Source organism: uncultured Porticoccus sp., from assembly GCF_913061305.1.
GTDB lineage: Bacteria > Pseudomonadota > Gammaproteobacteria > Pseudomonadales > Porticoccaceae > Porticoccus.
On the sequence record NZ_CAJXST010000006.1, the window covers coordinates 192,607 to 219,157 of the forward strand.

Sequence of the window (26,551 nt, forward strand, 5' to 3'; positions counted from 1 at the left end):
CAGAATGCCCATAAAAACGAGTCATATCCGTACCAGGCTCTATCATGCCTTGCGCTCACAGTATTCCAGGACATCAGGATTATTGCTCTTTGGCTTGCTTGTTTCGGCACCAGTAGCCGCGGAGAACCAGGATTCCTACAGCCAATGGGAGTGCCGTGCGGCAGCCGATGGCAGCTGGGCATGTGGCGAAAGGCATATGTCCGGCAGGGCTTTCCCCAGGCCATCTCATCCTGAACCGGTAATCCCGCCAGAAGACAGTGGTCCCGATGTCAGGGTGGCCAACAATCTGGATTGGGTTGAAGAGGAAGCGCTTACCGATGAAGAGCGCGAAAAGATGGCTACGGGTTGCTGCGGTGCCTATATAGAACCCAAAAGAGACTATGAAGACGCCGATATGGATCCGGCCGACGCACCCATGCGAGTTGCCTCAGCATCCACAGAAGTGGAGCAGGAAAACATTGCCCGCCTGCATGGTGATGTCCAACTGACCCAAGGATACCGACAGGTTCGAAGCGATAGCGCCACAGCCGACCAGAACACACGCATCGTCAACCTTGAAGGCAATGTCCAGTTCCGCGAACCGGGACTGCTGGTTACCGGGGACAGCGCTCAGATCAACATGGACTCCAAGGACATGCAAATTGAGCAGGCCGGGTACCTGTTCCACGAATCCGGTGTGCGCGGTACGGCGACACAAGCCAGGCGAGTCGATGAAGTCTTCTACATTGATAACGCCACTTACACTACCTGCGAACCGGGTAGCAAAGCCTGGCGTCTGGTCAGCAGCAAACTTGATATTAATCCTGAAACCGGGATCGCCAATGCCAGGCATGTGCGACTGGAAGTCCAGGATATACCGATACTCTATGCTCCCTGGATACGGTTCCCAATTGATGATCGACGAGCCACCGGTCTGTTGTTCCCCAGTTTTGAAATCGGCGATGAGAACGGCATTGATTATGCGCAGCCCATCTACCTGAATCTGGCACCCAACTACGACGCCACCATTACACCGCGCTACATTCAGGAACGCGGGCCCATGGCTGAGGTCGAAGTCCGGCATATGTCGAAACTGACCAACACCATCCTGAGCGGCGCCTTCCTGTCGGACGATGACGGTGGCGACGACCACAATGACGACCCAACCGAAGTCTCAGATACAAGAGATTTTCAGGGTGAAGACCGCTGGCTGGTCAACCTGAATCACTTGGGTGGCATCGGCAAACGCTGGGAAACCCGCGTCGATTACACCAGGGTCAGCGACAGTGAATACTTCCGCGACCTGGACAACGCCACACTGGAGGTCAACAGCCAGACCTATCTCCGTCAGTTGGTTTCGGCCAGTTACCGGACGGATCACTGGCTGTTTGGTATCAAGGGGCAGGAATTCCAGACCATCACCGACGACCCCAACCGGATTGACCAATACCAGATGCTGCCCCGCCTGGAAGCCCGGGGCAATTATCGCCTCGGCGACTTTATCTTTAACCTGCAAAACCAGTTCACCGCTTTCGATCACGATGACGAGAACGACGCCCTACCCGGCTATCTCCAGGGTGAAACCTTCTTTGAAGATGAAAACGGCACCTTCGTAACCGGCGACCGGCTGCGCCTCGATTACGGTTTAACCTGGGACAAACAGTGGGCATGGGGCTACTTCCGGCCCTCGGTCACCCTCAAGCACCTGTCCTACAACCTGGATAACCCCGTGCTGGGGCAAAACGATGACAGTCCCTCGGTCACCGTGCCGGTTGGTGTTATTGATACCGGTCTGTTTATGGAGCGCGACACCACCATGCTGACGGGGTTTACCCAGACGTTTGAACCGCGTCTGTACATGGTTCATACCAAGTATGAAGATCAAAGTGATTTACCGGACTTTGACACATCGCAGATGACATTTACCTATAACCAGTTGTTTCGGGAAGACCGTTTTATCGGCGGCGACCGCATTGGCGATACCGAGCAAGTTTCCCTGGGGTTAACCAGCCGTCTGGTTGAGCAATCCACCGGGATTGAGTGGTTGCGAGCCAGCATCGGCCAGATTTTCTACCTGAGTGACCGCTACGTCTCCCTGAACCCGAATCTGAGCAAGTCTTTCCTGAAAGGCCTGGATGACCCCGATGATCTGAATCGCCTACAACGAGATATCGCCGCCGACCTGTTGCGTGATGATTCTGCCTACGCGGCAGAATTTGCCATGCGGCTCAGCGAACACCTCCGGTTCCAGGCTGACGTGCTCTACGATGAAGACGACAGCGAACTCGACCGGGGTAACGCCAGCCTGCGTTATAACGATCGCAACAACAAGATATTCAATTTGAGCTACCGGTATAACCGCCGGGTTCCCCGCCTTTCCGATATAGGAAATCAATTTATTGAGATTGATAGCGATATCGAGCAGGCAGACTTTTCCACCTTTCTGCCGATTTCACAAAGCTGGAGCCTGATCGGACGGTACAATTATGATCTGACCAACAGCCGGGACCTGGAAACCCTGTTCGGGCTCCAGTATGAGAGCTGCTGCTGGAAGATGAGCATCATCGGTCGTCGCTGGCTCGACCGAAATGACTATATTCTGCTACCGGATGAAGATTTGGAGCACGACAATGGCGTGTTCTTCCAAATCCAGTTCAAAGGCCTAGCCGGCAGTGGCAGCAAAGTGGACTCCATCCTGCAGGATGGCATCTACGGATATGAACCACAAAGCAACTACTAATGCAGATGAGCCGGATTATGAGCACACGCAGTAAAACGAATATTTTCTTCAGCCTGCTCCTGCTGGGGCTTGCCTGGGCATTGCCGGCAAGCTCAGAAGAAATAGCGCTCGACCATATTGTCGCCGTGGTTGACGATGATGTGGTCATGGCCAGCGAGCTGGAGAAGCGGGTAGCGGATATCTATGCCCGACTGAAAAACAGTGAAACCGAAATCCCTGAGGAATCGGTACTGGTTCCACAGGTTCTGGAGCGCCTTATCCTGGAGCGTCTGCAGCTCAACCGGGCACAACGGATGGGGATACGCATCAGCGACGAAGAAGTTACCCAGGCCATGGAAAGAATGGCTGAGAGCCGGGAACAGACGGTTGCGCAAATGATCGAGGACGCCCGTCAGAGCGGGATCGACCTGACGTCGTTGAGACAACAGCTGCGCAATGAGATTACCATAAACCGGGTACAGGAAAGTGCCGTTAATCGCCGCATCTACATCAGCGAGCAGGAGGTAAATAACTTCCTGGCCTCCGAAGAGGGCCAACAGTGGTCATCACCGGATGTAAACCTCGGTCATATTCTGCTGCCCCTGTCCTCAGGCGCTTCCCGCGAGGACGTTGCCGAGGTAGAACAGAAAGTTCGAAACCTCTACGAACAACTGCAGAATGGTGCAGATTTCAAAAGCCTCGCGATCGCCAACTCCGGTGCACAGGACGCACTTCAGGGAGGCGACCTGGGCTGGCGGAAGACAACCCAGTTACCCAGTATTTTTGTCAGTGCCGTGGATAAACTGTCCCCGGGCGAGGTCAGCATGCCGATTCGCAGTGATGCCGGTTATCATTTACTCAAACTCTATGATCGCCGAGGTGGCGGCGAACAAATTGTGCAACAACACAAAGTCCGCCATATCCTGCTCAAGCCCAACGAGATTCGCAGTGAAGACGATACCAGGACCATGCTCGAAGGGATGCGCGCCGATATCCTCGGTGGCGCCGACTTTGCCGAATTAGCCAGAAAACACTCGGAGGATATTGGTACTGCTCTGGGTGGCGGAGATCTCGGCTGGTCTCTGCCGGGACAGTTCGTGCCGGAATTTGAGAAAATCATGGGCAGTCTTGACACCATGGCGATCAGTGAACCTTTCCGCACCCAATTTGGCTGGCATATTCTGCAAGTAACCGAACGTCGTCGCCAGGATTTCAGTGACGAGATAAAACGGCGTCAGGCTGAAAATATCATCCGGAGACGCAAGTTCGACGAAGAACAGCAAATCTGGCTGCGGGAAATACGCGACGAGGCATTTGTAGACATTAAATTGTGATCCGACTTGCCATTACACCAGGCGAGCCAGCCGGTATTGGTCCCGACCTGATTATCAAACTGGCACAGCGTCCAAATGCTGTAGAACTGGTGGTGTACGCTGATCCTGAATTGCTCCTGGCCCGAGCCAGAGAACTAAATCTTCCCCTGCGGCTGCGCCAGCTCTCGACCGAGACACCACCCTCCCCATTGGCGGCTGGCGAACTCACTATCAGGCCGATTGAACTGAGTATGCCCGCCAGGCCCGGCATACTCGATTCGCGCAATGCCCCGTATGTATTGGAGACCTTGTCCACTGCGCTTGAAGACTGCCAAGCAAATGTTTGTCGGGCACTGGTAACCGGCCCGGTACACAAGGGCATCATCAATGATGCAGGCATTCCGTTCACGGGGCACACTGAATTTCTCGCGGAGAAAACCCATACCCCAAAGGTGGTCATGATGCTGGCTACCGAAGGGCTTCGGGTTGCACTGGCCACGACACACCTGCCGCTTAGCCAGGTGCCAGCTCAGATTACGCAAGCGGGTTTGACCGAGACAATTGATATTCTGCATACGGATTTACAGCAGAAATTTGGTCTACCGGCACCAAGGATATTGGTGTGTGGACTCAATCCCCACGCAGGCGAGAGCGGCCATCTGGGCATGGAGGAAATTCAGGTGATAGAACCCGTTCTGGCGCGGCTGCGCGGTCTGGGGATGCACATCGAAGGTCCCCTGCCGGCAGACACACTGTTCACGCCAAAGTATCTGAAGCGATGTGATGCGGTATTGGCCATGTATCATGACCAGGGTTTGCCCGTACTCAAATACATAGGGTTTGGCAAAGCCGTCAATATTACGCTCGGCCTACCCATTATCCGCACCTCGGTCGACCACGGCACAGCACTGGATCTGGCAGGAACAGGGCTTGCCAGCACGGGCAGCCTGATCGAAGCCATTACCACAGCCACCAGTATGGCAAAGGCAAACAACCAGCCATGAACCGGGACGATTCTTACCAACACCAGGCCCGCAAACGATTTGGCCAGAACTTTCTGGTCGACCACCATGTGATCGACAAAATTATCGCGGCCATTGCACCAAAACCAGAGCAGAACATCATCGAGATTGGACCCGGTCGGGGGGCCATCACCGAGCCCATACTGGCCAAATGCCCCTCCCTCAAAGTGGTGGAGCTGGACCGTGACCTGGTCCCACTACTCCAAGAAAAATTCATCGGTTATCCGGATTTTCAGATTCATCAGGGTGACGCACTGAAAATCGATTTCTGCCAGTTTTATCAACCGGGTCGGGCAATGCGCATTATTGGCAATCTGCCCTACAACATCTCAACACCACTGATTTTTCACCTGCTGGATTTCAGCCCGCAGATCGAAGATATGCACTTCATGCTGCAAAAAGAAGTGGTGGACCGACTGGCTGCCTCACCCGGTGACAAAAACTATGGCAGACTGAGTGTGATGGTGCAGTATTACAGTAGCGTACAGCCATTATTTAGCGTTCCGTCGACAGCATTCAGACCGGCACCCAAAGTAGAGTCCGCTATTGTTCGACTGCTGCCGTACAGCCAGCCACCCCACCCCGCGAACGACCTGAAATTACTGGCCAAACTAGTGAGTGCCAGTTTCCAGCAACGGCGGAAAACCATGCGCAACACCCTGAAATATATGCTTGATGCCAGCCAACTTGAACAACTTGATATTGATATATCTCTTCGCCCTCAAAACCTCAGCGTGGCGGACTTTGTCCATCTCAGCAACCAGATAGGAGCGCTGCAATGAACCGGATCGTCGTTGAGGTCACACCAGAGTACCTCCCCGGTCAATCCGAACCGGACAATAATAAATTTACGTTCGCCTACCATATCGCGATACGTAACCAGGGCGACACACCAGCCCAACTGATCAGCCGCCACTGGGTCATCACGGATGGCAATGCCAAGGTTAAAGAAGTCCAGGGCCCCGGGGTGGTCGGCGAAAAACCGCTGATTGCCCCCGGCCAGTCTTTCCGATACAGCAGCGGGGTCGTCCTGGATACCCAGGTGGGCACAATGGAGGGCAGCTATCAAATGGTCAGTGACCACGGAGAAACGTTTGATGCCCCGATACCTGCCTTTCTGCTCTCCGTACCCGGAACGGTGCATTGACCACCTATGCAGTGGGTGATCTGCAGGGCTGCCTGAAGCCTCTGCAGCTGCTGCTGGAGAAAGTCCGCTTTGAGCCCGGCAAAGATTGTCTCTGGTCGGTGGGAGACATCGTTAACCGCGGCCCCGATTCCCTCGAAGCCCTGCGCTTCTGCCACCGGCTGGGAGATTCCTTGAAAATGGTGCTGGGCAATCACGATCTGCATTTGCTGGCCATCGCTCACGGCGTGCGCGCACCCAGCCGCAACGATACCCTGGAAGCTATCCTGAAAGCACCGGACCGGGATCAATTGCTCAACTGGTTGCAGTTACAACCGCTGATGGTCGCACAGGGCGACTGGTTGATGGTCCATGCGGGAATCCCACCACAGTGGACACGCGATGAAGCCCTGACACGGGCAAGTGAAATCAGTGATGTTTTGCGAGAACCTGAACAGGCAAGCGCGTTTTTTCAAGCCATGTATGGCGATCAACCCGACCAATGGAGCGACCAACTCACCGGGCCGGTACGCTGGCGCCTGATTACCAACTATTTCACGCGAATGCGTTTTTGTTCGACTGCGGGGAAGCTGGAGCTTCACAGCAAGTTCACGCCGAACGAACCACCAGCGGGCTATGCGCCCTGGTATAGTCACCCGCATCGAAAAACCCGCCAATGGAAAATCATTTTTGGCCACTGGGCCGCGCTACAGGGACAACCCTGCGGCAGTAACCTGTTCCCGCTGGATACCGGCTGTGTCTGGGGCGGACCTATGCGATTGATGAACCTGGACACCGGCACCTGTTTTCACCAACATTTGTAAATACCGCCTCGCGGCAGCCCGTTTCAGATCAACCGTGAAGCCGATAGAATAACGCCTTAATTTTGCAACCAACCCATAATTGATAATTACAAGGTGACGCAAATGATTCGCTCTCTGTCCAACCTGTTTACCCGTATTATGCAGCGCTGGATGCCCGACGCCTTTATCTTTGCCATTCTTCTGACCTTTATTGTGCTGCTGGCGGGTATTCTTGGGGAAACACAACGCCCCTCTGAGATGATTCGCTTTTGGGGGGATGGTGTCTGGAACCTGCTGGTCTTTTCCATGCAGGTCACTGTGACACTGGTGACCGGCAGTGTACTGGCGCAAACAGCACCGGTAAAAAAACTGTTGAGATCACTGGCCTGTCTGGCTAAAACTCCGGGCCAGGCCATCATTCTGATGACCTCGATAGCACTGATTTGTGGCTGGATCAGCTGGGGCTTCGGGCTGATCACCAGCGCCCTATTGGCTCGGGAAATAGCACGCCACGTCAGGGGCGTTCACTACCCACTTCTGGTGGCATCGGCTTACTCGGGAATGGTTATCTGGCATGCGGGATTATCTGGCTCAATCCCACTGAAAATTGCCGTAGCCGACGGCGATATCATCAGCAATTTGATGGGCGACACCACAATCCCGCTGGCAGAGACAATTTTCAGCTGGGAAGTTTTGCTCATTTGCCTGGTGATGTTAGTGACGTTGCCCGTTATTTTTCGATTGATGATGCCACCACCCGATGCGGTCCGCGAAGTGACACCGCAACAAGTGGGTGTCACCGAAGATATTCCCGTCAGAGTCGACACACCGGCAGACCGGATTGAACACAGCCGCCTGCCCACACTTATGCTCGGTCTATTGGGTTGCGCCTACCTGTTTGAATTTTTCAGTGACGGCGGCAGTATCGGGCTGAATACTGTCAATTTCATGTTTCTGGTGACGGGGCTACTCCTGCACCGCTCCGCCCGCAACTACCTCTCTGCGGTCAACGAGGCGGTAAAAGGTCTGTCCGGTATTGTCCTGCAGTTCCCGCTCTATGCCGGAATTATGGGGATGATGGCGCAATCCGGACTGGCGGCATCCGTATCCGAGTGGTTCATCAGCATTTCCAATGAACACACGTTTAACCTGTTTACATTCCTCAGTGCGGGGGTAGTAAATTTCTTTATCCCCTCCGGGGGCGGACAGTGGGCAATCCAGGCACCAATCGTCATTCCCGCCGCGCAATCACTGGGTATTCCGTTGAATCAGGCCGCCATGGCTGTCGCCCTGGGCGATGCCTGGACCAACATGATTCAGCCATTCTGGGCCCTTCCCTTACTGGGCATAGCCAGGTTGGGCATCAAGGATATTATGGGTTACTGCACCGTGGCGCTACTCTGGTCAGGCCTTGTCTATGGTGTCGCACTATTATTGCTATTCTGATGTGCTGGACAGGAGGGGACTTTCCGCCGGTCAGAAAGATATTGGGGTCGGGGTTACCCGTATATTTCCATTCAGAGTCAGGTAGCAGACAATAGGCGAATCACAAACTGGCGACCTGGGCTGTCGTTTACCGGATTGGTTCGACGCCCCTGTCACCGATTGCCAGTATCAAGCCGTTGAAAGACCGGTAGAATTGGATACTTTTCCCGGAGATAACGGCGACAGACAAGGAATAAGACCAGCGCTTTGATGATTTCACAACCCGCTGTTCGTTCACTGGTATCATATAGCCCGGTTTGAACTCAGCGCACATTAATCTCTGCAAGAGCACTATCGATCATTATGAAGATTTACGCGACCGCGCTTTTTTTTATGCTGGCAAGCTGTCCCGCCACAGCCAGCATAATTCCTTATTTCAGATTGGAAGATGGTCACACCAACTGGCAGTACGTTGCCAACTGGTCCAGTGGTATCTTTATCATTCTCCTTTCCATCACTGTGGTTACGCTTTTTTTCAGTCGCCGACAAGCACATCGCGCCAACAAGGCACTGGAAGTCATCCGCCAGGAGCTTGAGCAGCGCGTCAAGGAACGCACGGCAACGCTGGATGAGTCAAACCGCTTACTACAAAAGGCCAATGTCCTGCTACAGGGTGAAATTGTCCAGCACCGGGAAACCACCAGTCGACTGCGATCCTCTGAAGCCTACATAAAAGATGTGTTGAGTTCGATGCCGCTGATGCTAATCGGTTTAACAGAAACGGGCAGCATTACACAATGGAACCGTCGCGCAGAAGAAATCACCGGTATCCCGGCAGCACAGGCAGTGACTAAAAATCTGTGGAAAACCTACCCCACAATCACGCTGTCGAAAGACCAGGTAAAAAAAGCGTTAAACGATAAAAAACCGGTGACCATCAAACACAGCCAGCGGGGCCAATACCATTTCGATATAACCATTTACCCGTTACGCAATCAGGCAGAAACCGATGCAGTCATCCTGATTGACGATGTCACACAGCACATCCTTACATCCAACATGCTGATTCAGCGCGACAAAATGTCCTCCATGGGCGAGCTGGCAGCGACCATGGCCCACGATATTAATGCCCCGTTGCAGATTATTCTGAATGACATTCAAACCGCCTACAGACTATTGCAGACAAATCGTGAAGATTCGCCGTGGGCAGATGATGTAACCGGCGTACTGGAAGAAGCAGATCATCAGGGACAGCAGGCCCTGGCGGTTATTAACAATTTGCTGGACTTCTCCAAAAGCCGCGGTGGCGAGAAACGACTGGCAAACATCACTGGACTGATCGAGCACACTATCGAACTGGCCAATGATGTGCTTTCCGTACCCTCCGGGTTGCGTTTCCGGGAAATCACCATAGAAAGACACTACAGCCGAAATCTCCCGGATATTCCCTGCTACGCATCAGAATTACAGCAGGTATTTCTCAGTTTGTTCCGCCACGCCTGTCACGCACTCGGTCAGGTGAACAAGTCCGGACACACACCGATTATTCGCATTCAGATCATTGTTTGTTATGACATGCTCTGGATCAAGGTCCAACACAATGGCTTGGGCATCAGCTATGATGAGCAACAGTATATATTTGAGCCCTTCTTCACCAATAAAGCAGGCAAGTCATCCGCAGAAGACTATGACGCGGGCAAGCGCCTCTCGTTCTCACACTTCATTATCACAGAACAACACAAAGGGCAGCTCGCAGTTACCTCTGACATGAATGTCGGCACCACCTTCCATATCCAGCTGCCCCTGGCATAGGTATAGACATAACCCTCTGCCAGTATCAACTGCGATAGCCCTGGGGATTACCCAGTTGCCAGCGCCAGCTGTCCTCCATCATCTCAGGCAGGCCACGCGATGCTGTCCAGCCGAGTTCACTCTCTGCCTTGGACGTATCCGCCCAACAGGCCGCAATATCTCCCGCCCTGCGCGGAGCCATCTTGAAGGCCACGGTCTTTCCGCTGGCGGATTCAAATGCTCTGATCATCTCCAACACTGAATAGCCTTTACCGGTACCGAGATTCCAGGTGTGGCATCCCGATGTGGTTTTACTCTGGGCAAGGTAGTCCAGTGCACGGACATGGCCTTCGGCCAGATCCATCACATGGAGATAGTCCCGAACACCCGTTCCATCGATAGTGGGATAGTCCGAACCAAATACTGATAAGGCAGGCAATCGACCGATTGCCACCTGAGAAATGTAAGGTAATAAATTGTTTGGAATACCATTGGGATCTTCACCGATCAAACCACTGGGGTGGGCACCCACCGGATTGAAGTAACGCAGCAAACCAATCTGCCAGACCCCGGATCCTGCAAGTTGTTCAGCACTCACCAAATCGCGCAGGATCTCCTCTACCATCAGCTTGGAACGACCATAGGGGTTTGTGGCGGTGAGCGGGAAATCCTCCTTGATAGGCACTGTAGGCGGATCGCCATAGACGGTGGCAGATGAACTAAAAATCAGCAGGAAAACCTGATGTTTCTGCATTGCTTCACACAGGGTCAGTGTGCCGGCAACGTTGTTGCGATAATAGAGGAGTGGCTTTTCACAGGACTCACCGACCGCTTTATAGCCCGCGAAATGCATCACCGCATCTATATTGTGACTGCTGAAAATACTGTCCAGAACCCGATGGTGATTGACATCACCTTCCACCACAGGAAAATCCTTTCCGGTAATTTGTTTGACCCGATCCAGCGACGCCATACAACTGTTTGCGAAGTTGTCCAGCACAACAATGTCGTGGCCTGCTTCAAGCAGCGCGACACAGGCATGACTGCCGATATAGCCTGCACCTCCAGTGACCAGTACATTCATTGCGACACCCTGTATTTAAAAATAATCAGCAATTATCAGATAGCCTAAACAAGACTATCACGCACTTATTAGTTTGTCGGGAAAAAGGGCATAAAAAAGCCGGACATTCGTCCGGCTCTTATCTGACCAAATCACCCTGGTCAATTATTCATCATCATCCACATCAACCGGTTCAACATCTGGGCGGTCTACCAATTCTACGTAAGCCATCGGCGCAGCATCACCAGAGCGCAGCCCACACTTGAGAATGCGAATATAGCCACCGGGACGACTTTCATAGCGCGGCCCGAGTTCGGCAAACAATTTACCGACAGCAGACTTGCAACGCAAACGGTCAAATGCCAGACGACGATTGGCAACGCTGTCCTGTTTTGACAGGGTGATCAGAGGTTCGGCAAAACGCCGCAACTCTTTTGCTTTTGGCAGCGTAGTCCTGATCAATTCGTGCTCAACCAGGGAGGTCGTCATATTGCGAAACATGGCGCGACGGTGAGCACCTGTACGACTTAATTTGCGGCCACTAAGACGATGACGCATGATTTTATACTTCCTTTAAAATGTTGCTGTTAACTCAGCAAGTACTCTATGCAACGGCCGCAGACTACATCTGCAACCCTAATCAATTACACCTGTTCAGTGTCAGAACGCAGGCTGGCAGGTGGCCAGTTTTCCAGACGCATACCCAGGGAAAGTCCACGGGATGCCAGTACGTCCTTAATTTCAGTGAGCGACTTTTTACCAAGATTTGGCGTCTTCAGCAGCTCAACTTCAGTGCGCTGGATGAGATCACCAATATAATAAATGCTCTCCGCTTTCAGGCAGTTTGCTGAACGTACTGTGAGCTCCAGATCATCAACAGGACGCAGGAGAATAGGATCTACTTCTTCCTCTCGCTCTACCGGCTCAGCAAGATTTTCGCTTTCCAGATCGACAAATACGGCCAGCTGCTGTTGCAGAATAGTAGCTGCACGGCGAATGGCCTCTTCAGGATCAATGGTGCCATTGGTCTCAAGATCCAGCACCAGTTTGTCGAGGTCAGTACGCTGCTCAACCCGGGCACTCTCAACAACATAGGCCACACGGCGAACCGGACTAAAGGTGGCATCCAACTGGAGACGACCAATAGAGCGGGTCTCATCTTCATCATTACCACGGCTATCAACCGGCTGATAACCACGTCCTGTGGTGATGTGTAGCTGCATATTCAGAGCAGTATCGCCCGTGATCGTGGCAATCAGGTGATCGGGGTTTTTAATTTCTACAGAGTTATCTACCTGAATATCACCAGCAGTCACAACCCCTTTGCCTTTTTTGCTCAGGGTCAGCGTAACCTCGTCCTTGTCGTGCAGAACGATAGCAACCTCTTTGAGGTTCAGGAGGATTTCAATAACATCTTCCTGAACGCCTTCGATGCTGCTGTATTCGTGTAGCACACCGTCAATCTCAACCTCGACAATGGCCGCACCACCCATTGATGACAACAGAATGCGGCGCAGCGCATTACCCAGTGTATGACCAAATCCACGCTCCAATGGCTCTAAAACGACCTTGGCACGGGTTGGGCCGAGCTCGGTTACGTCAATGTTGCGTGGTGTCAAAAACTCATTTACTGATGTCTGCATATCTGTACCTGTTAGATGGGGTCGCTTAACTGGTTTTCAGCCTTCAGTTCTTTACTTCGAGTAAAGTTCAACAATGAGGTTTTCATTGATTTCAGCAGGGAGATCGCTGCGCACCGGATTGCGCTTGAACACACCTTCCAGTTTATTCGCATCTATTTCCATCCAGTCAACCAATCCTCGCTGCGAAGCAATTTGCATCGCAGACTGAATACGTAACTGTTTTTTACATTTTTCACGAATGCTCACTACGTCGCCATCCATCACTCTGTATGAGGGAATATTGACCTTCTTGCCATTCACCTGAATAGAGTTGTGAGCAACAAGTTGACGAGCCTCTGCACGTGTGGAACCGAAGCCCATGCGGTAAACAACGTTATCCAAACGGCGCTCAAGCAGTTGCAGCAGGTTTTCACCCGTTGCACCTTTTATGCGGGCCGCTTCCTTGTAGTAATTGCGGAATTGTTTTTCCAATACGCCGTAAAGTCGGCGCACTTTTTGTTTTTCGCGCAACTGAACGCCATAGTCAGAAAGACGACCACGACGTTGACCGTGTTGGCCGGGTGCGCTTTCTGCGCGACACTTTGACTCCAGTGGACGGATACCACTCTTGAGGAAAAGATCCGTGCCTTCGCGTCGGGAAAGCTTACAAGTCGGTCCAAGATATCTTGCCATTAGTTAACTATCCTCTTATACCCGACGCTTTTTCGGCGGACGACAGCCGTTGTGCGGGATCGGTGTCACGTCGGTGATATTGGTAATTTTGAAGCCTGCATTGTTCAGAGCGCGCACGGCAGACTCACGACCGGGCCCGGGGCCTTTCACCTGAACATCCAGATTTTTCAATCCATATTCCTGTGCAGCGAGGCCAGCACGCTCCGCAGCTACCTGAGCAGCGAAAGGAGTACTTTTCCGTGAACCGCGGAAGCCAGAACCACCAGAGGTAGCCCAGCTCAGGGTATTACCCTGACGATCACTAATCGTTACGATCGTATTGTTGAATGAAGCGTGAATATGCGCCACACCATCTACAACCGTCTTTTTGACTTTTTTACGAGTCGTTTTTTGTCCAGGCTTTGCCATTTGTCTTTCCTATCGCTTGATGGGCTTGCGAGGGCCTTTACGGGTACGCGCATTCGTTTTGGTGCGTTGACCGCGCAGCGGCAGACCACGGCGGTGACGGAGACCTCTATAACAGGCCAGATCCATCAAACGCTTGATGCTCATGCTGACTTCGCGACGCAGATCACCTTCAACTGTATGATCGCCAACAGCATTACGGACAGCGTCCATCTGCTCATCGCTCAAATCGGAAATCTTAACGTCCTCGGCAATACCAACCTGGGCACAAATGGCACGGGCTGAACTGCGACCAATCCCGAAAACATAGGTAAGTGAAATCACCGCATGTTTATTATCTGGGATGTTGACACCGGCAATACGGGCCATCACTTTACTCCACTTTTATGTTTAACTGCCGTCAACTTGCTTTAACAGCCCACAGGGCTGGCCAAAAAGGCGCAAAAGGATAGCGCTGAAGGCACAAAAAATCAATAACTGTCTACGACTAACCCTGCCGTTGTTTATGGCGGGGTTCTGCACTACAAATCACTCTCACAACACTTTTGCGTTTAACAACCTTACAGTTGCGGCACATTTTTTTTACCGAAGCACGCACTTTCATAGGAACACCTCAACTTCAACTAGCGAATTCCGCTGCCAAAACCTTTCAGATTTGATTTCTTCATTAGCGATTCATACTGACGTGACATCAAATGAGATTGGACCTGAGCCATGAAATCCATGGTAACAACGACAACAATCAGCAATGAGGTACCACCCAGATAGAAGGGCACATTAAAATAAATATTCAAAAATTGCGGCAGCAAACACACAGCCGCCATATACAAACCACCGACCAGGGTCAACTTTGTCATGACTCCGTCGATATAACGCGCAGTTTGCTCGCCGGGACGGATACCGGGTAAAAACGCGCCACCCCGCTTGAGGTTATCTGCCATCTCTTTCGGATTAAACATCAATGCCGAATAGAAAAAACAGAAGAAAATTATCAATCCGGCAAACAGCAGCACATGCAGTGGTTGGCCTGGCCCGAGAAATAACGCCACGTCCTGCAACCAATCCGGACTATCCGCTCCCTGGCCAAACCATTGCGCAATAGACGCCGGGAACAACAGAATGCTGCTGGCGAAAATTGCCGGTATGACACCAGCCATGTTCACTTTCAGAGGTAAGTGGCTGGTTTGTGCCGGTCCTCTGCCCGGCTGCCTTTGCGCATAGTTTACGGTGATGCGGCGCTGCCCACGCTCGACAAACACAACGAAATAAACCACGGCAATTGCCAAAACACCCACAACCAACAAGGCGAGAATATGTAGTTCACCCTGCCGTGATGACTCAAACGCCTGACCAATAGCAGACGGGATACCCGCGGCAATACCGGCAAAAATCAGCATTGATATACCGTTACCAACACCGCGCTCCGTGATCTGCTCACCGAGCCACATCATGAACACGGCACCGGTTACCAGCGAGACTACAGCGATAAAATAAAAGCTGAAGTCGGCGGAAAAAGCCAGGCCTTGACCCGCCAGACCTACCGACATACCAATAGCCTGAACAGTGGCAAGCAGAACGGTGCCGTAACGCGTGTACTGGTTAATCTTGCGTCGACCGGCATCGCCTTCTTTTTTTAACTGTTCCAACGACGGCGTTACCGCTGTCAACAGCTGCATGATAATTGATGCCGAAATATAGGGCATGATGCCGAGCGCCAGGATACTCATTCGCTCCAGGGCACCACCGGAAAACATATTAAACATCCCGATGATCGTTCCCTGATTCTGGCCAAACAGGTCAGCCAGACGGTCCGGATCTATACCCGGCACCGGGATATGAGTCCCAACACGATAGATCACCAGCGCTACAAACAAAAAGCGAAGGCGAGCCCAAAGCTCGCCCAAACCTTTAGTATTGCCCTGCGGCATGTTTCCGGGTTTTGCCATTAGGCTTTACTCTTCAACTTTGCCGCCAGCCGCTTCAATCGCAGCACGAGCACCTTTGGTTACACGCAAGCCTTTAACAGTAACGGGCCGATCCACTTCACCGGACATAAAAACCTTGGCGCGGGTAATTGACCCATTAATCAAACCTGCAGCACGCAGTGTTGCGATGTCGACCAAGTCACCTGAGACACTGTTCAATTCACTCAAGCGGATTTCAGCCGTAACACGGGAAATACGGGAAGTGAAGCCATACTTCGGCAAACGTTTCTGCAAGGGCATCTGCCCGCCTTCAAACCCCGGGCGAACGCTTCCACCGGAACGTGCTTTCTGACCTTTATGGCCACGACCAGCAGTTTTACCCAGGCCACTGCCGATACCTCGACCGACACGCTTGCCTTCCTTGATTCTGCCTGGTGCGGGACTTAGCGTATTCAGACGCATGTTTATACTCCCTCAACCTTAACCATATAGTGAACTTTATTAATCATGCCACGAACTGATGGAGTATCTTCGACCTCGACAGTGTGGTTGATGCGGCGCAAACCCAGACCTGCGACACACGCCTTATGAGCTGCAAGCCGGCCATGTACGCTGCGCACCTGAGTAACCTTGATTTTCTTAGCCTTTGTCATGGTAAAGCTTCCGTTTTGTACTTAACGCGGCAACCGCCGTACTTAATTCAGTATCTCTTCTACGCTCTTACCGCGCTTAGCTGCCACTGTTTCTGGTGAACTCATTTCCTGCAACGCTTTAAACGTTGCACGCACCACATTGACAGGGTTGGTCGAGCCGTAGCATTTTGCCAATACGTTTTGCACACCGGCAATTTCCAGCACTGCGCGCATAGCGCCACCGGCAATGACGCCAGTACCATCAGAGGCCGGCTGCATATAGACCTTGGATGCACCGTGGTTAGCCTTGGTGGGGTACTGAATAGTCGTGCCTTTCAAATCCACCTGGATCATATTGCGACGAGCGGCCTCCATGGCTTTCTGAATGGCCTGAGGTACTTCGCGTGCCTTACCGCGACCAAATCCCACTTTGCCGTTACCATCACCAACCACCGTCAGCGCGGTAAAGCCAAATATCCGACCACCTTTTACAGTTTTGGCAACCCGGTTAACTTCAACCAGTTTTTCCTGCAGCCCTTCTTCACCGGCTGATGTATCTCTCTGATCTCTAGACATAACAATAAACCTTTAGAATTCCAGACCGGCTTCACGAGCGGCATCGGCTAATGCTTTAACGCGTCCGTGATACTTGAAACCACTTCGGTCAAATGCAACCTGAGTGACACCTGCCTGCTTGGCACGCTCTGCAATGAGAGCGCCGACACCCTTGGCCGCATCTGTGTTGCCGGTTTTACCGGCGCGCAGTGACTTGTCCAGCGTTGAAGCACTGGCCAGAATCAGGCCGCCACAAGGCGATATAACTTGCGCATAAATGTGACGCGGCGTTCTGTTCACACAGAGACGATTGGCGCCTAGTTCTTGTATCTTGCAGCGGGCACGACGTGCACGACGCAAACGTGATTGTTTCTTGTCGCTCATGATCTTGACCTACTTCTTCTTCGCTTCTTTACGACGTACCTGCTCATCCGCATAGCGAACTCCTTTGCCTTTGTAGGGCTCAGGTGGACGGAAAGCACGTATTTCTGATGCCACCTGTCCAAGCAGCTGCTTATCTGCCGACTTCAGTAAAATTTCTGTCTGACTCGGAGTCTCTACTGAAACACCATCAGGCAGTTGATATTCAACGGGGTGGGAAAAGCCCAGCGTTAAATTGATTTTGCCACCCTGGGCCTGGGCACGATAACCGACACCAATTAGCTGTAGTTTCTTGACGAAACCCTCTCCGACGCCCAAAACCATATTGTTGACCAATGAACGGGTCGTTCCGGCCATGGCATTCGCCTGCTTACTTCCATCGCGCGCAGCAAAGGTCAACAGGTTATCTTCCTGCTTGATTTCCACCTGTTGATTGACAGCCAGTGAGAGGGCATTCGAACCACTCTTGACCGAAATCTCATTAGTGCCGAGTTTTACTTCCACACCAGCCGGTATGGTAACCGGGTTTTTTGCAACTCTAGACATCTCGACTATCCCATTAGAAAACTGTGCAGAGAACCTCACCGCCAATACCGGCAGCACGGGCAGCGCGATCAGTCATCACACCTTTACTTGTGGAGACGATAGCAACACCCAGGCCCGCTCGAATACTTGGCAGCTTGTCTGAACCTGAATACTGGCGAAGGCCCGGTCTACTGTAACGGGTAATCGATTCGATCACCGGTTTTCCTTCAAAGTATTTCAGCACCAGGGTCAATTCCGGCTTGGCACCATCCGCAACACTGAAATCAGTAATGTAACCTTCGTCCTTCAAAACCTGGGCAACGGCCACTTTCAATTTGGCGGACGGCATAGTGACAGATTTTTTTGCCGACATCTGCGCGTTGCGGATGCGGGTCAACATATCTGCCAGGGTATCTTGCATACTCATCTGTTTAATTCCTTAATTCGCGACGCTGCTTACCAACTGGCCTTAACCAGGCCTGGAACATCTCCGCGCATGGCAGCTTCACGAAGCTTGTTGCGGCACAGACCAAATTTACGATAGACACCATGGGGACGGCCGGTTTGACGACAACGACGTTGCTGGCGGCAAGGGCTGGCATTACGTGGCAATTGTTGGAATTTCACCTGAGCATCCCAACGCTCTTCATCAGAAAGCGTCGTATTGGAAATAATTGCTTTCAGCTCGGTACGCCTTTCAGCGTATTTCGCAACAATACGTGCACGTTTTTTCTCGCGCTCGATCATGGATGTCTTTGCCATATAACTTACCTCAACCTTTCAGCGGAAAACTGAATGCACGGAGCAGAGCCCGGCCTTCATCATCATTGCGGGCGGTGGTGGTAATGGTGATATCCAGTCCACGCAACGTATCCACTTTATCGTACTCAATTTCGGGGAAAATGATTTGCTCGGTAACACCCATGGAGAAATTGCCATGGCCGTCAAAGGATTTCGGGCTGATACCCCGAAAATCTCTGATTCTTGGGATCGCCAGAGAAATCAAACGTTCGAGAAACTCGTACATACGATCGCTCCGCAAGGTCACCTTGCAACCGATTGGCCATCCTTCACGAACCTTGAACCCGGCGATGGACTTGCGTGCTTTGGTGACAACCGGCTTTTGACCAGCAATCAACGTCATATCCGCCACCGCATTTTCAAGGGCTTTTTTATCGCCCAGCGCTTCACCCACACCCATATTTAGTGTGATTTTAGTGATCTTTGGCACCTGCATTACATTTGCCAGCCCCAGCTCTTCTTTAAGCTTGGAAGCAATTTCACTCTTGTAGACTTCTCTCAGCCTTGCCATGTCAGTTTCCTGTCAAATTAGGCGTCAACGGCTTCGCCGTTGGATTTAAAAATACGAACTTTCTTACCATCTTCGAGCACTTTGAAGCCCACGCGGTCCGCCTTGCTGGTTGCACGATTATAAATTGCAACATTGGAGGACTGAATCGGCGCCTCTTTCTCAATAATGCCACCAGGAACATTCATCTGAGGATTCGGTTTCTGATGTTTTTTGACGATATTGACACCGGAGATCAGCAGACGGCCATCGGCCTGTACTTTCAGCACCTTGCCACGTTTGCCTTTATCTTTCCCGGCTGTCACGATGATTTCATCATCACGTTTAATCTTGCGCATAACCCTTTCCTCGCCCCCGGCCTTACAGAACTTCAGGCGCCAGTGAGATAATTTTCATGAAACGTTCGCCGCGCAGCTCACGTGTAACCGGCCCAAAAATACGGGTACCAATCGGCGCGAGCTGCTGATTCAACAGAACAGCTGCATTGTCATCAAACTTGATCAGACTGCCATCCTGGCGACGAACACCCTTACGGGTACGCACCACAACTGCATTCATCACCTGACCTTTTTTTACTTTGCCACGGGGTATGGCTTCTTTGACAGTTACCTTGATAATGTCACCCACGCTGGCGTAGCGGCGGTGTGAACCACCCAGAACCTTGATACACATCACGCGACGAGCACCACTGTTATCAGCCACATCCAGATAGCTTTCTGTCTGAATCATTGTCTCTCTCCGAACCCGTTACTGCTGCGCGCCGATTAAATTTCGGCCGCACGCTCATCAATCTTGACCAGCGTCCAGGATTTTGTTTTGGACAGTGGACGAGTTTCCGCAATGGTCACCAGATCACCCTGACGACAATCGTTACTTTCATCATGAGCTTTAACCTTGGTGGACTTGCTCACGATTTTTCCATAAACCGGGTGCTTAACCCGGCGCTCGATCAGCACAGTGACTGATTTATTCATCTTGTCACTAACAACTCGACCAGTGAGCGTGCGAGCATTTTTTTCTGCTTCACTCATCTTAGTTACCCGCTTTTTCATTCAGCACAGTCTTGATACGCGCGACATTAACACGCGCCTCTTTGACCTTGTGGCTCTGACCCAACTGACCAGTGGCAGCCTGCATACGCAACTTGAATTGCTGCTCTAGCTGCTTGCTCAATTCCTGATTCAGTTCTTCAACTGTTTTTTCACGCAATTCGATGGCTTTCATTACATTACCGACCGTCTAACAAAGGTAGTTTGAACCGGCAACTTGGCTGCCGCGAGCGCAAAGGCCTCGCGAGCGATTACTTCAGAAACACCTTCCATTTCATAAAGCACTCTGCCGGGCTGAATTTGAGCGACCCAGTATTCAACGCTCCCCTTACCTTTACCCATCCGCACTTCAAGTGGTTTATTGGTGATCGGTTTATCGGGGAAAACCCGAATCCAGATCTTGCCACCACGCTTGATGTGGCGGGTCATGGCACGACGGGCAGATTCAATCTGACGCGCAGTCAGACGACCACGACCTATGGCCTTCAGACCAAATTCGCCAAAGCTTACCTTGCTACCGCGCAATGCCAGACCACGGTTGCGGCCTTTGTGTTGCTTACGGAATTTTGTACGTTTCGGTTGCAGCATCTCGCTTGACCCTTAACTCGCAAACTTACTTCTTTTTAGTCGGTGTTTTCTTGGCTGGCGCTTGCGCCGCCTCTTCACCACCAATCACTTCGCCCTTAAAGATCCATACTTTTACGCCAATAATGCCGTAAGTAGTCGAACCTTCTGCAGTGCCATAATCTATATCGGCCCGCAGGGTGTGCAGGGGAACACGACCTTCGCGATACCATTCTGAGCGTGCAATTTCAGCGCCACCAAGACGTCCGCCGACCTGGATCTTGATACCCTTTGCGCCCTGCCGAATGGCATTCTGGACCGCCCGCTTCATGGCGCGACGAAACATAACGCGACGCTCCAATTGCTGAGCGACATTCTGGGCCACCAGGGTTGCATCAAGGTCGGGCTTGCGAACTTCCTCAATGTTGATATGCACGGGAACACCCATTTGGGCAGAAACCTCGTTGCGCAGCGCCTCAACATCTTCACCCTTCTTACCGATCACAATGCCAGGACGGGCAGTATGAATAGTAATTCTCGCCGTTTGTGCGGGGCGCTCAATTTCAATTCGGCTGACAGAGGCATGGGCAAGTTTTTTATTGATAAACTCGCGAACACTCAAGTCAGCATTCAGTTTGTCTGCATAATCTTTCTGTCCGGCGTACCAGATAGAGGTATGTTTTTTAACAATACCCAGACGAATGCCTGTTGGATGTACTTTCTGACCCATTAAACGGTCTCCTCATCGGCAACTTTCACGGTAATGTGACAAGAGCGTTTGAATATGCGGTCAGCACGACCCTTGGCACGGGGTTTGATGCGTTTCATGGTGGTGCCTTCATCGACAAAAATTGTCGATACACGAAGTTCATCAACATCCGCGCCTTCATTGTGCTCGGCATTTGCAATAGCAGACTCGAGCACTTTTTTGATAATCGCCGCACCTTTTTTGGCACTAAAAGCCAATATATCCAGCGCTTCCTCTACAGGCTTGCCACGCACCTGATCAGCCACCAGACGCGCCTTTTGCGCCGACAATCTGGCTCCGCGTAATTTTGCTGCTACTTCCACAGTCATCTACCTCTTAAACACCAGCTTAACGCTTGGCCTTTTTGTCCGCTACGTGGCCGCGATAAGTGCGAGTAGGGGCAAATTCACCTAATTTGTGCCCCACCATTTCCTCATTCACCAACACTGGTACGTGTTGACGACCGTTGTGTATGGCAATAGTCAAGCCGACCATATCCGGGCTGACCATCGAACGGCGCGACCAGGTTTTGATCGGACGTCTGTCATTTTTTTCTTGGGCTTCATCAACTTTTTTCACAAGGTGAAGGTCGATAAAAGGTCCTTTCTTGAGAGAGCGTGGCACTATATTTTCCTCTTCTCTATCAATTACTTGCCGCGACGGCGCACGATCATATTAGTTGTGCGCTTGTTTTTTCTGGTCTTGTAACCTTTGGTCGGGATACCCCACGGGGTCACCGGATGACGCCCGCCGGATGTACGACCTTCACCGCCACCGTGGGGGTGATCAACCGGGTTCATAACCACACCGCGAACAGTGGGGCGAACACCACGCCAGCGAGATGCGCCAGCTTTACCCAGTGAGCGCAGACTGTGCTCGCTGTTGGAAACTTCACCAATGGTCGCACGACAATCTACCGGCACTTTGCGCATTTCACCGCTGCGCAGGCGCAAGGTGGCGTATTGACCTTCACGGGCGACCAGCTGCACAGAAGTACCCGCACTGCGCGCCAATTGTGCACCCTTACCGGGTTTCATCTCGACACAATGGATAACACTACCCACCGGTATGTTTCTGAGAGGGAGCGTATTTCCCACCTTGATCGGCGCACTAACGCCGGACTGGATCATATCGCCATCTTTCAAACCTTTGGGAGCAATAATGTAGCGGCGCTCACCATCGGTATAACAAACCAGCGCAATATAGGGTGTACGGTTGGGATCGTATTCCAGGCGCTCGACTTTTGCCGGAATACCGTCCTTACTACGCTTAAAATCGATCAGCCTGTAATGCTGTTTATGACCACCACCAATATGGCGTGTTGTAATTCGGCCATTGTTATTGCGCCCACCCGTTCTGGTTTTCTTCTCCAGCAACGGCGCATAGGGTTCTCCCTTATGCAGATTCGGGTTGACGACACTGACAACAAATCGGCGACCGGGAGACGTTGGCTTTCTCTTTACGACTGGCATCTCAACAACCCCTTATTCAGCAGCTACTGCAAAGTCAATGTCCTGACCCTGCGCAAGACGTACATACGCTTTTTTCCAGTCAGAGCGCTTACCCAAACCAAAGCGTGTGCGCTTGGTTTTACCCTTGACCTTGGCGACACGAACATCCATCACCACAACATCAAACAGTTTTTCAACGGCAGCCTTTATTTCAAGCTTGGTCGCATTGGTAGCAACCTTGAAAGCAACTTGATTTTGACGATCCGCAGCAAGGGATGTCTTTTCCGTAATATGCGGCCCCAACAACACTTTAAAGATGCGCTCTTGATTCATACCAGCATCTCCTCAATCTTCTTCAGCGCAGGCACTGTGACCAACACCTTTTCAAAATGGATCAGACTGACAGGATCAACACCAACCGCATCACGCACGTCGACTTTGTGCAAATTACGCGATGACAGATACAGATTTTCTGTCACCTCTTCAGTCACGATCAACACATCCTGAACACCAAACTCACCCAGTTTCTGAATCAAGGCTTTGGTTTTTGGCTGATCCACTTCAAAGGATTCCACCACCACCAGGCGATCCTGACGGGCCAGTTCTGAAAGTATGGATCTGAGCGCGGCGCGATACATCTTGCGGTTCAGCTTTTGCGAATGATCCTGTGGCTTGGCGGCGAAGGTGACACCACCGGTACGCCAGATTGGCGAACGAATGGTGCCGGCACGGGCACGACCCGTACCCTTCTGGCGCCAGGGTTTCTTGCCACCACCGCTGACTTCGGCACGGGTTTTTTGAGCCCGCGTACCCTGACGGGCACCCGCCAGGTAGCTAGTCACTGCCTGATGCACCAGATCCTGATTAAATTCTTTACCAAACGCGACCTCAGAAACCTCTATGGTTCCTGCGCTGCCTTTGGGAGTAGCTATCGTTAATTCCATCGGCGATCCCCTCAGCCCTTCACAGCAGCACGAATGATCACGTCACCACCTGGCGCACCAGGTACAGCACCCTTGATAAGGAGCAGGTTACGTTCAGCGTCTATACGGACAATTTCGAGATTCTGCGTGGTAACACGCTCAGCACCCATGTGCCCAGACATTTTTTTGCCTTTGAATACCCGGCCAGGCGTCTGACACTGACCGATTGAACCGGGAGCACGGTGTGACAATGAGTTGCCGTGCGTCGCATCCTGCATGCTGAAGTTCCAGCGCTTGATGACACCCTGAAAACCCTTACCTTTAGAAGTACCGGTAGCATCGACTTTCTGGCCCGCCTCGAACTGCTCAACGGTGATGTTGCCACCAACCTGCAAGTCTTCGGGCAAACCTTCGACACGCAACTCCCAGGAACCTCTGCCCGCTTCAACGCCGGCTTTGGCGAAATGACCAACCTGGGATTTACTGACTCGAGAAGCCCTACGGGCACCAGTCGTCACCTGTACGGCAATATAGCCGTCAGTATCATCGGTTTTGATTTGAGTAATGCGATTGGGCTCCGCTTCGATCACAGTGACCGGAATAGAGGCGCCATCCTCAGTAAACACACGTGTCATGCCGCATTTGCGACCGACTATACCAATAGTCATTTGTCTAACCTCATAGTGTACGGGGCTATTACCCGCTATGGCCGCCCATTTCAGAGCGTTACACACGCCCTGCGTTGGCAGGACATGGGTTTTCAGTACCGCTTATGTCAGGCTAATTTGAACCTCAACACCTGCGGCCAGATCCAGCTTCATCAAGGCATCAACAGTTTTCTCTGTCGGCTCAACAATATCCAGTAACCGTTTGTGGGTACGGATTTCATATTGATCACGCGCATCTTTGTTCACGTGCGGCGAGATCAAAATGGTAAAACGTTCTTTGCGAGTTGGCAGGGGAATCGGTCCACGAATCTGGGCCCCGGTACGCTTTGCCGTCTCAACAATTTCTTGCGTGGAAGCATCAATCAGCTTGTGATCAAAGGCTTTCAGGCGAATACGAATGCGTTGATCCTGCATGGAATCAAACTCCAACTGTCTAAAGAGCCATCGAATCCCGCACATCGGGACCCGGAAAAATGGAGGCGAGATTCTAAGGCTGCCCCCAATCCCTGTCAAGTAAAAACCTGGCAACCCAGGCGATTTTTATCGGCTATCGATCAATGGCATCGCGATAAAAAGGGGGTCCCAGGGACCCCCACAAACAAGACAGGCGCTTTATTACTCAATAATTTTAGCGACCACGCCGGCACCGACCGTGCGACCACCTTCACGAATCGCAAAGCGCAGGCCATCTTCCATCGCAATCGGCGCAATCAGCGTCACTGTCATCTGGATGTTGTCGCCCGGCATAACCATCTCCACGCCCTCAGGCAGCTCACAGGCGCCTGTCACGTCCGTGGTACGGAAGTAGAACTGGGGGCGGTAGCCCTTGAAGAACGGCGTGTGACGCCCTCCCTCGTCCTTGGACAGCACGTAAACTTCGGCTTCAAACTTGGTGTGCGGCTTGATGCTGCCGGGCTTACACAAAACCTGACCGCGCTCCACGTCATCGCGCTTGGTTCCGCGAAGCAGAACACCAACGTTCTCACCAGCACGACCTTCGTCCAGCAGCTTCCGGAACATCTCAACACCGGTACAGACCGTCTTGGTGGTATCCCGGATACCCACAATCTCGATCTCTTCGCCCACCTTGACAACACCGCGCTCAACGCGCCCGGTCACTACCGTACCGCGTCCAGAGATCGAAAATACGTCTTCGATCGGCATCAGGAACGGCTGGTCAATCGCACGCTCGGGCTCAGGAATATAGGCATCCAGGGCTTCCACCAGCTTGCGAACCGCCGTGGTACCCAGCTCGTTGTCGTCTTCACCGTTCAGCGCCATCAGGGCTGAACCGGCAATAATAGGCGTGTCGTCTCCCGGGAAGTCGTAGGTATCCAGCAGCTCACGGAGCTCCATTTCAACCAGCTCGATCATCTCGTTATATTCTTCAGAGCCAACACCACCGCAATCTTCAGCCAGCAGGTCTGCCTTGTTCAGGAATACCACAACGTAGGGGACACCCACCTGGCGGGACAGCAGGATATGCTCCCGGGTTTGCGGCATCGGGCCATCAGTGGCACCACAGACCAGGATCGCACCATCCATCTGCGCAGCACCGGTGATCATGTTTTTTACATAGTCGGCGTGGCCCGGACAGTCAACATGTGCGTAGTGGCGGCTCGGAGAATCGTATTCAACGTGGGACGTCGCAATGGTGATACCGCGGGCTTTTTCTTCCGGCGCGTTATCAATACCATCAAACGCTACTACGCTGCCGCCCCAGGTCTCTGAACAGACGCGCGTCAGCGCAGCCGTCAGGGTCGTTTTACCGTGGTCAACGTGACCAATCGTGCCAACGTTTACGTGGGGCTTGTTACGTTCAAACTTTGCTTTACCCATTGTCTAGATCCTCTTAAAGATATG

The 26,551-nt window shown here is 52.2% G+C and carries 38 protein-coding genes; 8 read left to right on the forward strand and 30 right to left on the reverse strand.

All coding sequences use genetic code 11. The features are described 5' to 3' along the window. Positions 1-4: 4 nt before the first annotated feature. The 8 genes from QZ516_RS09250 to QZ516_RS09285 all read left to right on the forward strand — a co-directional run bounded on the left by QZ516_RS09250 (position 5) and on the right by QZ516_RS09285 (position 10,196). The gene (locus QZ516_RS09250) at positions 5-2,719 is read left to right on the forward strand and encodes an LPS-assembly protein LptD (protein ID WP_297188720.1); all 2,715 of its coding nucleotides are present in this window, start codon (positions 5-7) and stop codon (positions 2,717-2,719) included. A gap of 17 nt (positions 2,720-2,736) precedes the next feature. Beyond that, positions 2,737-4,032: a peptidylprolyl isomerase gene (locus QZ516_RS09255; protein WP_297188722.1), complete on the forward strand. Its 1,296-nt coding sequence runs from the start codon at positions 2,737-2,739 to the stop codon at positions 4,030-4,032. Then, positions 4,026-5,015: a 4-hydroxythreonine-4-phosphate dehydrogenase PdxA gene (pdxA, locus tag QZ516_RS09260; protein ID WP_297188794.1), complete on the forward strand. Its 990-nt coding sequence runs from the start codon at positions 4,026-4,028 to the stop codon at positions 5,013-5,015. Before QZ516_RS09255 ends, pdxA begins: the two co-directional genes overlap by 7 nt. Continuing rightward, on the forward strand, positions 5,012-5,815 hold the full coding sequence (rsmA, locus tag QZ516_RS09265; RefSeq protein ID WP_297188724.1) for a 16S rRNA (adenine(1518)-N(6)/adenine(1519)-N(6))-dimethyltransferase RsmA: 804 nt from the start codon (positions 5,012-5,014) through the stop codon (positions 5,813-5,815). The genes pdxA and rsmA overlap by 4 nt, the downstream gene beginning before the upstream one ends. Beyond that, positions 5,812-6,180 (forward strand): Co2+/Mg2+ efflux protein ApaG, encoded by a 369-nt coding sequence (apaG, locus tag QZ516_RS09270; RefSeq protein WP_297188725.1) that lies wholly within the window; start codon positions 5,812-5,814, stop codon positions 6,178-6,180. The genes rsmA and apaG overlap by 4 nt, the downstream gene beginning before the upstream one ends. Further along, entirely contained in the window at positions 6,177-6,980 is an 804-nt protein-coding gene (locus QZ516_RS09275) for a symmetrical bis(5'-nucleosyl)-tetraphosphatase (protein WP_297188727.1), read from the forward strand. The genes apaG and QZ516_RS09275 overlap by 4 nt, the downstream gene beginning before the upstream one ends. Positions 6,981-7,082: 102 nt before the next feature. Next, positions 7,083-8,405 (forward strand): short-chain fatty acid transporter, encoded by a 1,323-nt coding sequence (locus QZ516_RS09280; RefSeq protein ID WP_297188729.1) that lies wholly within the window; start codon positions 7,083-7,085, stop codon positions 8,403-8,405. Positions 8,406-8,747: 342 nt separating this feature from the next. Further along, complete coding sequence (locus QZ516_RS09285) at positions 8,748-10,196, forward strand: ATP-binding protein (RefSeq protein ID WP_297188731.1); 1,449 nt, start codon at positions 8,748-8,750, stop codon at positions 10,194-10,196. Positions 10,197-10,221: 25 nt separating this feature from the next. Here QZ516_RS09285 and galE read toward each other — a convergent pair whose 3' ends face one another. The 30 genes from galE to tuf all read right to left on the reverse strand — a co-directional run bounded on the left by galE (position 10,222) and on the right by tuf (position 26,527). Then, on the reverse strand, positions 10,222-11,259 hold the full coding sequence (gene galE, locus QZ516_RS09290; protein WP_297188733.1) for a UDP-glucose 4-epimerase GalE: 1,038 nt from the start codon (positions 11,257-11,259) through the stop codon (positions 10,222-10,224). A 144-nt stretch (positions 11,260-11,403) separates the two neighbouring features. Beyond that, entirely contained in the window at positions 11,404-11,796 is a 393-nt protein-coding gene (gene rplQ, locus QZ516_RS09295; RefSeq protein WP_293615539.1) for a 50S ribosomal protein L17, read from the reverse strand. 86 nt (positions 11,797-11,882) lie between these two features. Beyond that, positions 11,883-12,881 carry a DNA-directed RNA polymerase subunit alpha gene (gene rpoA, locus QZ516_RS09300; RefSeq protein WP_297188735.1) on the reverse strand — a complete coding sequence of 333 codons (999 nt, stop codon included), beginning with the start codon at positions 12,879-12,881 and terminating at the stop codon, positions 11,883-11,885. Positions 12,882-12,932: 51 nt separating this feature from the next. Beyond that, positions 12,933-13,553: a 30S ribosomal protein S4 gene (gene rpsD, locus QZ516_RS09305; RefSeq protein ID WP_036858648.1), complete on the reverse strand. Its 621-nt coding sequence runs from the start codon at positions 13,551-13,553 to the stop codon at positions 12,933-12,935. Between the two features lie 15 nt (positions 13,554-13,568). Continuing rightward, positions 13,569-13,961, reverse strand: a complete 393-nt coding sequence (gene rpsK, locus QZ516_RS09310) for a 30S ribosomal protein S11 (RefSeq protein ID WP_293615537.1) — start codon at positions 13,959-13,961, stop codon at positions 13,569-13,571. 9 nt (positions 13,962-13,970) lie between these two features. Further along, a complete protein-coding gene (gene rpsM / locus QZ516_RS09315) occupies positions 13,971-14,327 on the reverse strand; it encodes a 30S ribosomal protein S13 (RefSeq protein WP_036858650.1) in 357 nt (118 codons plus the stop codon). A gap of 118 nt (positions 14,328-14,445) precedes the next feature. Then, positions 14,446-14,562: a 50S ribosomal protein L36 gene (gene rpmJ / locus QZ516_RS09320; protein WP_081890805.1), complete on the reverse strand. Its 117-nt coding sequence runs from the start codon at positions 14,560-14,562 to the stop codon at positions 14,446-14,448. 19 nt (positions 14,563-14,581) lie between these two features. After that, positions 14,582-15,904 carry a preprotein translocase subunit SecY gene (gene secY / locus QZ516_RS09325; RefSeq protein WP_297188738.1) on the reverse strand — a complete coding sequence of 441 codons (1,323 nt, stop codon included), beginning with the start codon at positions 15,902-15,904 and terminating at the stop codon, positions 14,582-14,584. Between the two features lie 6 nt (positions 15,905-15,910). Beyond that, positions 15,911-16,345 carry a 50S ribosomal protein L15 gene (gene rplO, locus QZ516_RS09330; RefSeq protein ID WP_297188740.1) on the reverse strand — a complete coding sequence of 145 codons (435 nt, stop codon included), beginning with the start codon at positions 16,343-16,345 and terminating at the stop codon, positions 15,911-15,913. Between the two features lie 2 nt (positions 16,346-16,347). Then, positions 16,348-16,536: a 50S ribosomal protein L30 gene (rpmD, locus tag QZ516_RS09335; RefSeq protein WP_036858653.1), complete on the reverse strand. Its 189-nt coding sequence runs from the start codon at positions 16,534-16,536 to the stop codon at positions 16,348-16,350. A 42-nt stretch (positions 16,537-16,578) separates the two neighbouring features. Next, entirely contained in the window at positions 16,579-17,091 is a 513-nt protein-coding gene (gene rpsE / locus QZ516_RS09340; RefSeq protein WP_036858654.1) for a 30S ribosomal protein S5, read from the reverse strand. Between the two features lie 12 nt (positions 17,092-17,103). After that, a complete protein-coding gene (gene rplR, locus QZ516_RS09345) occupies positions 17,104-17,454 on the reverse strand; it encodes a 50S ribosomal protein L18 (protein WP_036858656.1) in 351 nt (116 codons plus the stop codon). Positions 17,455-17,463: 9 nt separating this feature from the next. Next, complete coding sequence (gene rplF / locus QZ516_RS09350) at positions 17,464-17,997, reverse strand: 50S ribosomal protein L6 (protein WP_297188742.1); 534 nt, start codon at positions 17,995-17,997, stop codon at positions 17,464-17,466. A gap of 13 nt (positions 17,998-18,010) precedes the next feature. Next, complete coding sequence (gene rpsH / locus QZ516_RS09355; protein WP_293615533.1) at positions 18,011-18,403, reverse strand: 30S ribosomal protein S8; 393 nt, start codon at positions 18,401-18,403, stop codon at positions 18,011-18,013. 29 nt (positions 18,404-18,432) lie between these two features. Next, positions 18,433-18,738, reverse strand: coding sequence for a 30S ribosomal protein S14 (rpsN, locus tag QZ516_RS09360; RefSeq protein ID WP_297188744.1), 306 nt, complete (start codon positions 18,736-18,738; stop codon positions 18,433-18,435). 10 nt (positions 18,739-18,748) lie between these two features. After that, entirely contained in the window at positions 18,749-19,288 is a 540-nt protein-coding gene (gene rplE / locus QZ516_RS09365; protein WP_293615531.1) for a 50S ribosomal protein L5, read from the reverse strand. Positions 19,289-19,305: 17 nt separating this feature from the next. Then, positions 19,306-19,623: a 50S ribosomal protein L24 gene (gene rplX, locus QZ516_RS09370; protein ID WP_297188748.1), complete on the reverse strand. Its 318-nt coding sequence runs from the start codon at positions 19,621-19,623 to the stop codon at positions 19,306-19,308. A 22-nt stretch (positions 19,624-19,645) separates the two neighbouring features. Continuing rightward, positions 19,646-20,014: a 50S ribosomal protein L14 gene (gene rplN, locus QZ516_RS09375; protein ID WP_036858663.1), complete on the reverse strand. Its 369-nt coding sequence runs from the start codon at positions 20,012-20,014 to the stop codon at positions 19,646-19,648. A 35-nt stretch (positions 20,015-20,049) separates the two neighbouring features. Beyond that, complete coding sequence (gene rpsQ / locus QZ516_RS09380; RefSeq protein WP_297188750.1) at positions 20,050-20,316, reverse strand: 30S ribosomal protein S17; 267 nt, start codon at positions 20,314-20,316, stop codon at positions 20,050-20,052. Position 20,317: 1 nt separating this feature from the next. Continuing rightward, complete coding sequence (gene rpmC, locus QZ516_RS09385) at positions 20,318-20,509, reverse strand: 50S ribosomal protein L29 (RefSeq protein WP_036858665.1); 192 nt, start codon at positions 20,507-20,509, stop codon at positions 20,318-20,320. Then, positions 20,509-20,922, reverse strand: a complete 414-nt coding sequence (gene rplP / locus QZ516_RS09390; RefSeq protein ID WP_036858666.1) for a 50S ribosomal protein L16 — start codon at positions 20,920-20,922, stop codon at positions 20,509-20,511. Before rplP ends, rpmC begins: the two co-directional genes overlap by 1 nt. A 25-nt stretch (positions 20,923-20,947) precedes the next feature. Further along, entirely contained in the window at positions 20,948-21,628 is a 681-nt protein-coding gene (gene rpsC, locus QZ516_RS09395) for a 30S ribosomal protein S3 (protein WP_293615528.1), read from the reverse strand. After that, a complete protein-coding gene (gene rplV, locus QZ516_RS09400) occupies positions 21,628-21,969 on the reverse strand; it encodes a 50S ribosomal protein L22 (RefSeq protein ID WP_036861017.1) in 342 nt (113 codons plus the stop codon). The genes rpsC and rplV overlap by 1 nt, the downstream gene beginning before the upstream one ends. Positions 21,970-21,994: 25 nt before the next feature. Beyond that, on the reverse strand, positions 21,995-22,270 hold the full coding sequence (gene rpsS, locus QZ516_RS09405) for a 30S ribosomal protein S19 (RefSeq protein ID WP_036858668.1): 276 nt from the start codon (positions 22,268-22,270) through the stop codon (positions 21,995-21,997). 23 nt (positions 22,271-22,293) lie between these two features. Continuing rightward, entirely contained in the window at positions 22,294-23,118 is an 825-nt protein-coding gene (gene rplB, locus QZ516_RS09410; protein ID WP_297188752.1) for a 50S ribosomal protein L2, read from the reverse strand. Between the two features lie 12 nt (positions 23,119-23,130). Beyond that, a complete protein-coding gene (rplW, locus tag QZ516_RS09415; protein WP_036858671.1) occupies positions 23,131-23,430 on the reverse strand; it encodes a 50S ribosomal protein L23 in 300 nt (99 codons plus the stop codon). Next, positions 23,427-24,041 (reverse strand): 50S ribosomal protein L4, encoded by a 615-nt coding sequence (rplD, locus tag QZ516_RS09420; protein ID WP_297188755.1) that lies wholly within the window; start codon positions 24,039-24,041, stop codon positions 23,427-23,429. Before rplD ends, rplW begins: the two co-directional genes overlap by 4 nt. Positions 24,042-24,052: 11 nt before the next feature. Next, on the reverse strand, positions 24,053-24,688 hold the full coding sequence (gene rplC / locus QZ516_RS09425) for a 50S ribosomal protein L3 (protein WP_297188757.1): 636 nt from the start codon (positions 24,686-24,688) through the stop codon (positions 24,053-24,055). A 102-nt stretch (positions 24,689-24,790) separates the two neighbouring features. Beyond that, positions 24,791-25,102, reverse strand: a complete 312-nt coding sequence (gene rpsJ, locus QZ516_RS09430) for a 30S ribosomal protein S10 (RefSeq protein WP_036861018.1) — start codon at positions 25,100-25,102, stop codon at positions 24,791-24,793. 201 nt (positions 25,103-25,303) lie between these two features. Then, on the reverse strand, positions 25,304-26,527 hold the full coding sequence (gene tuf / locus QZ516_RS09435; protein WP_297188759.1) for an elongation factor Tu: 1,224 nt from the start codon (positions 26,525-26,527) through the stop codon (positions 25,304-25,306). Between the last annotated feature and the right edge of the window lie 24 nt (positions 26,528-26,551).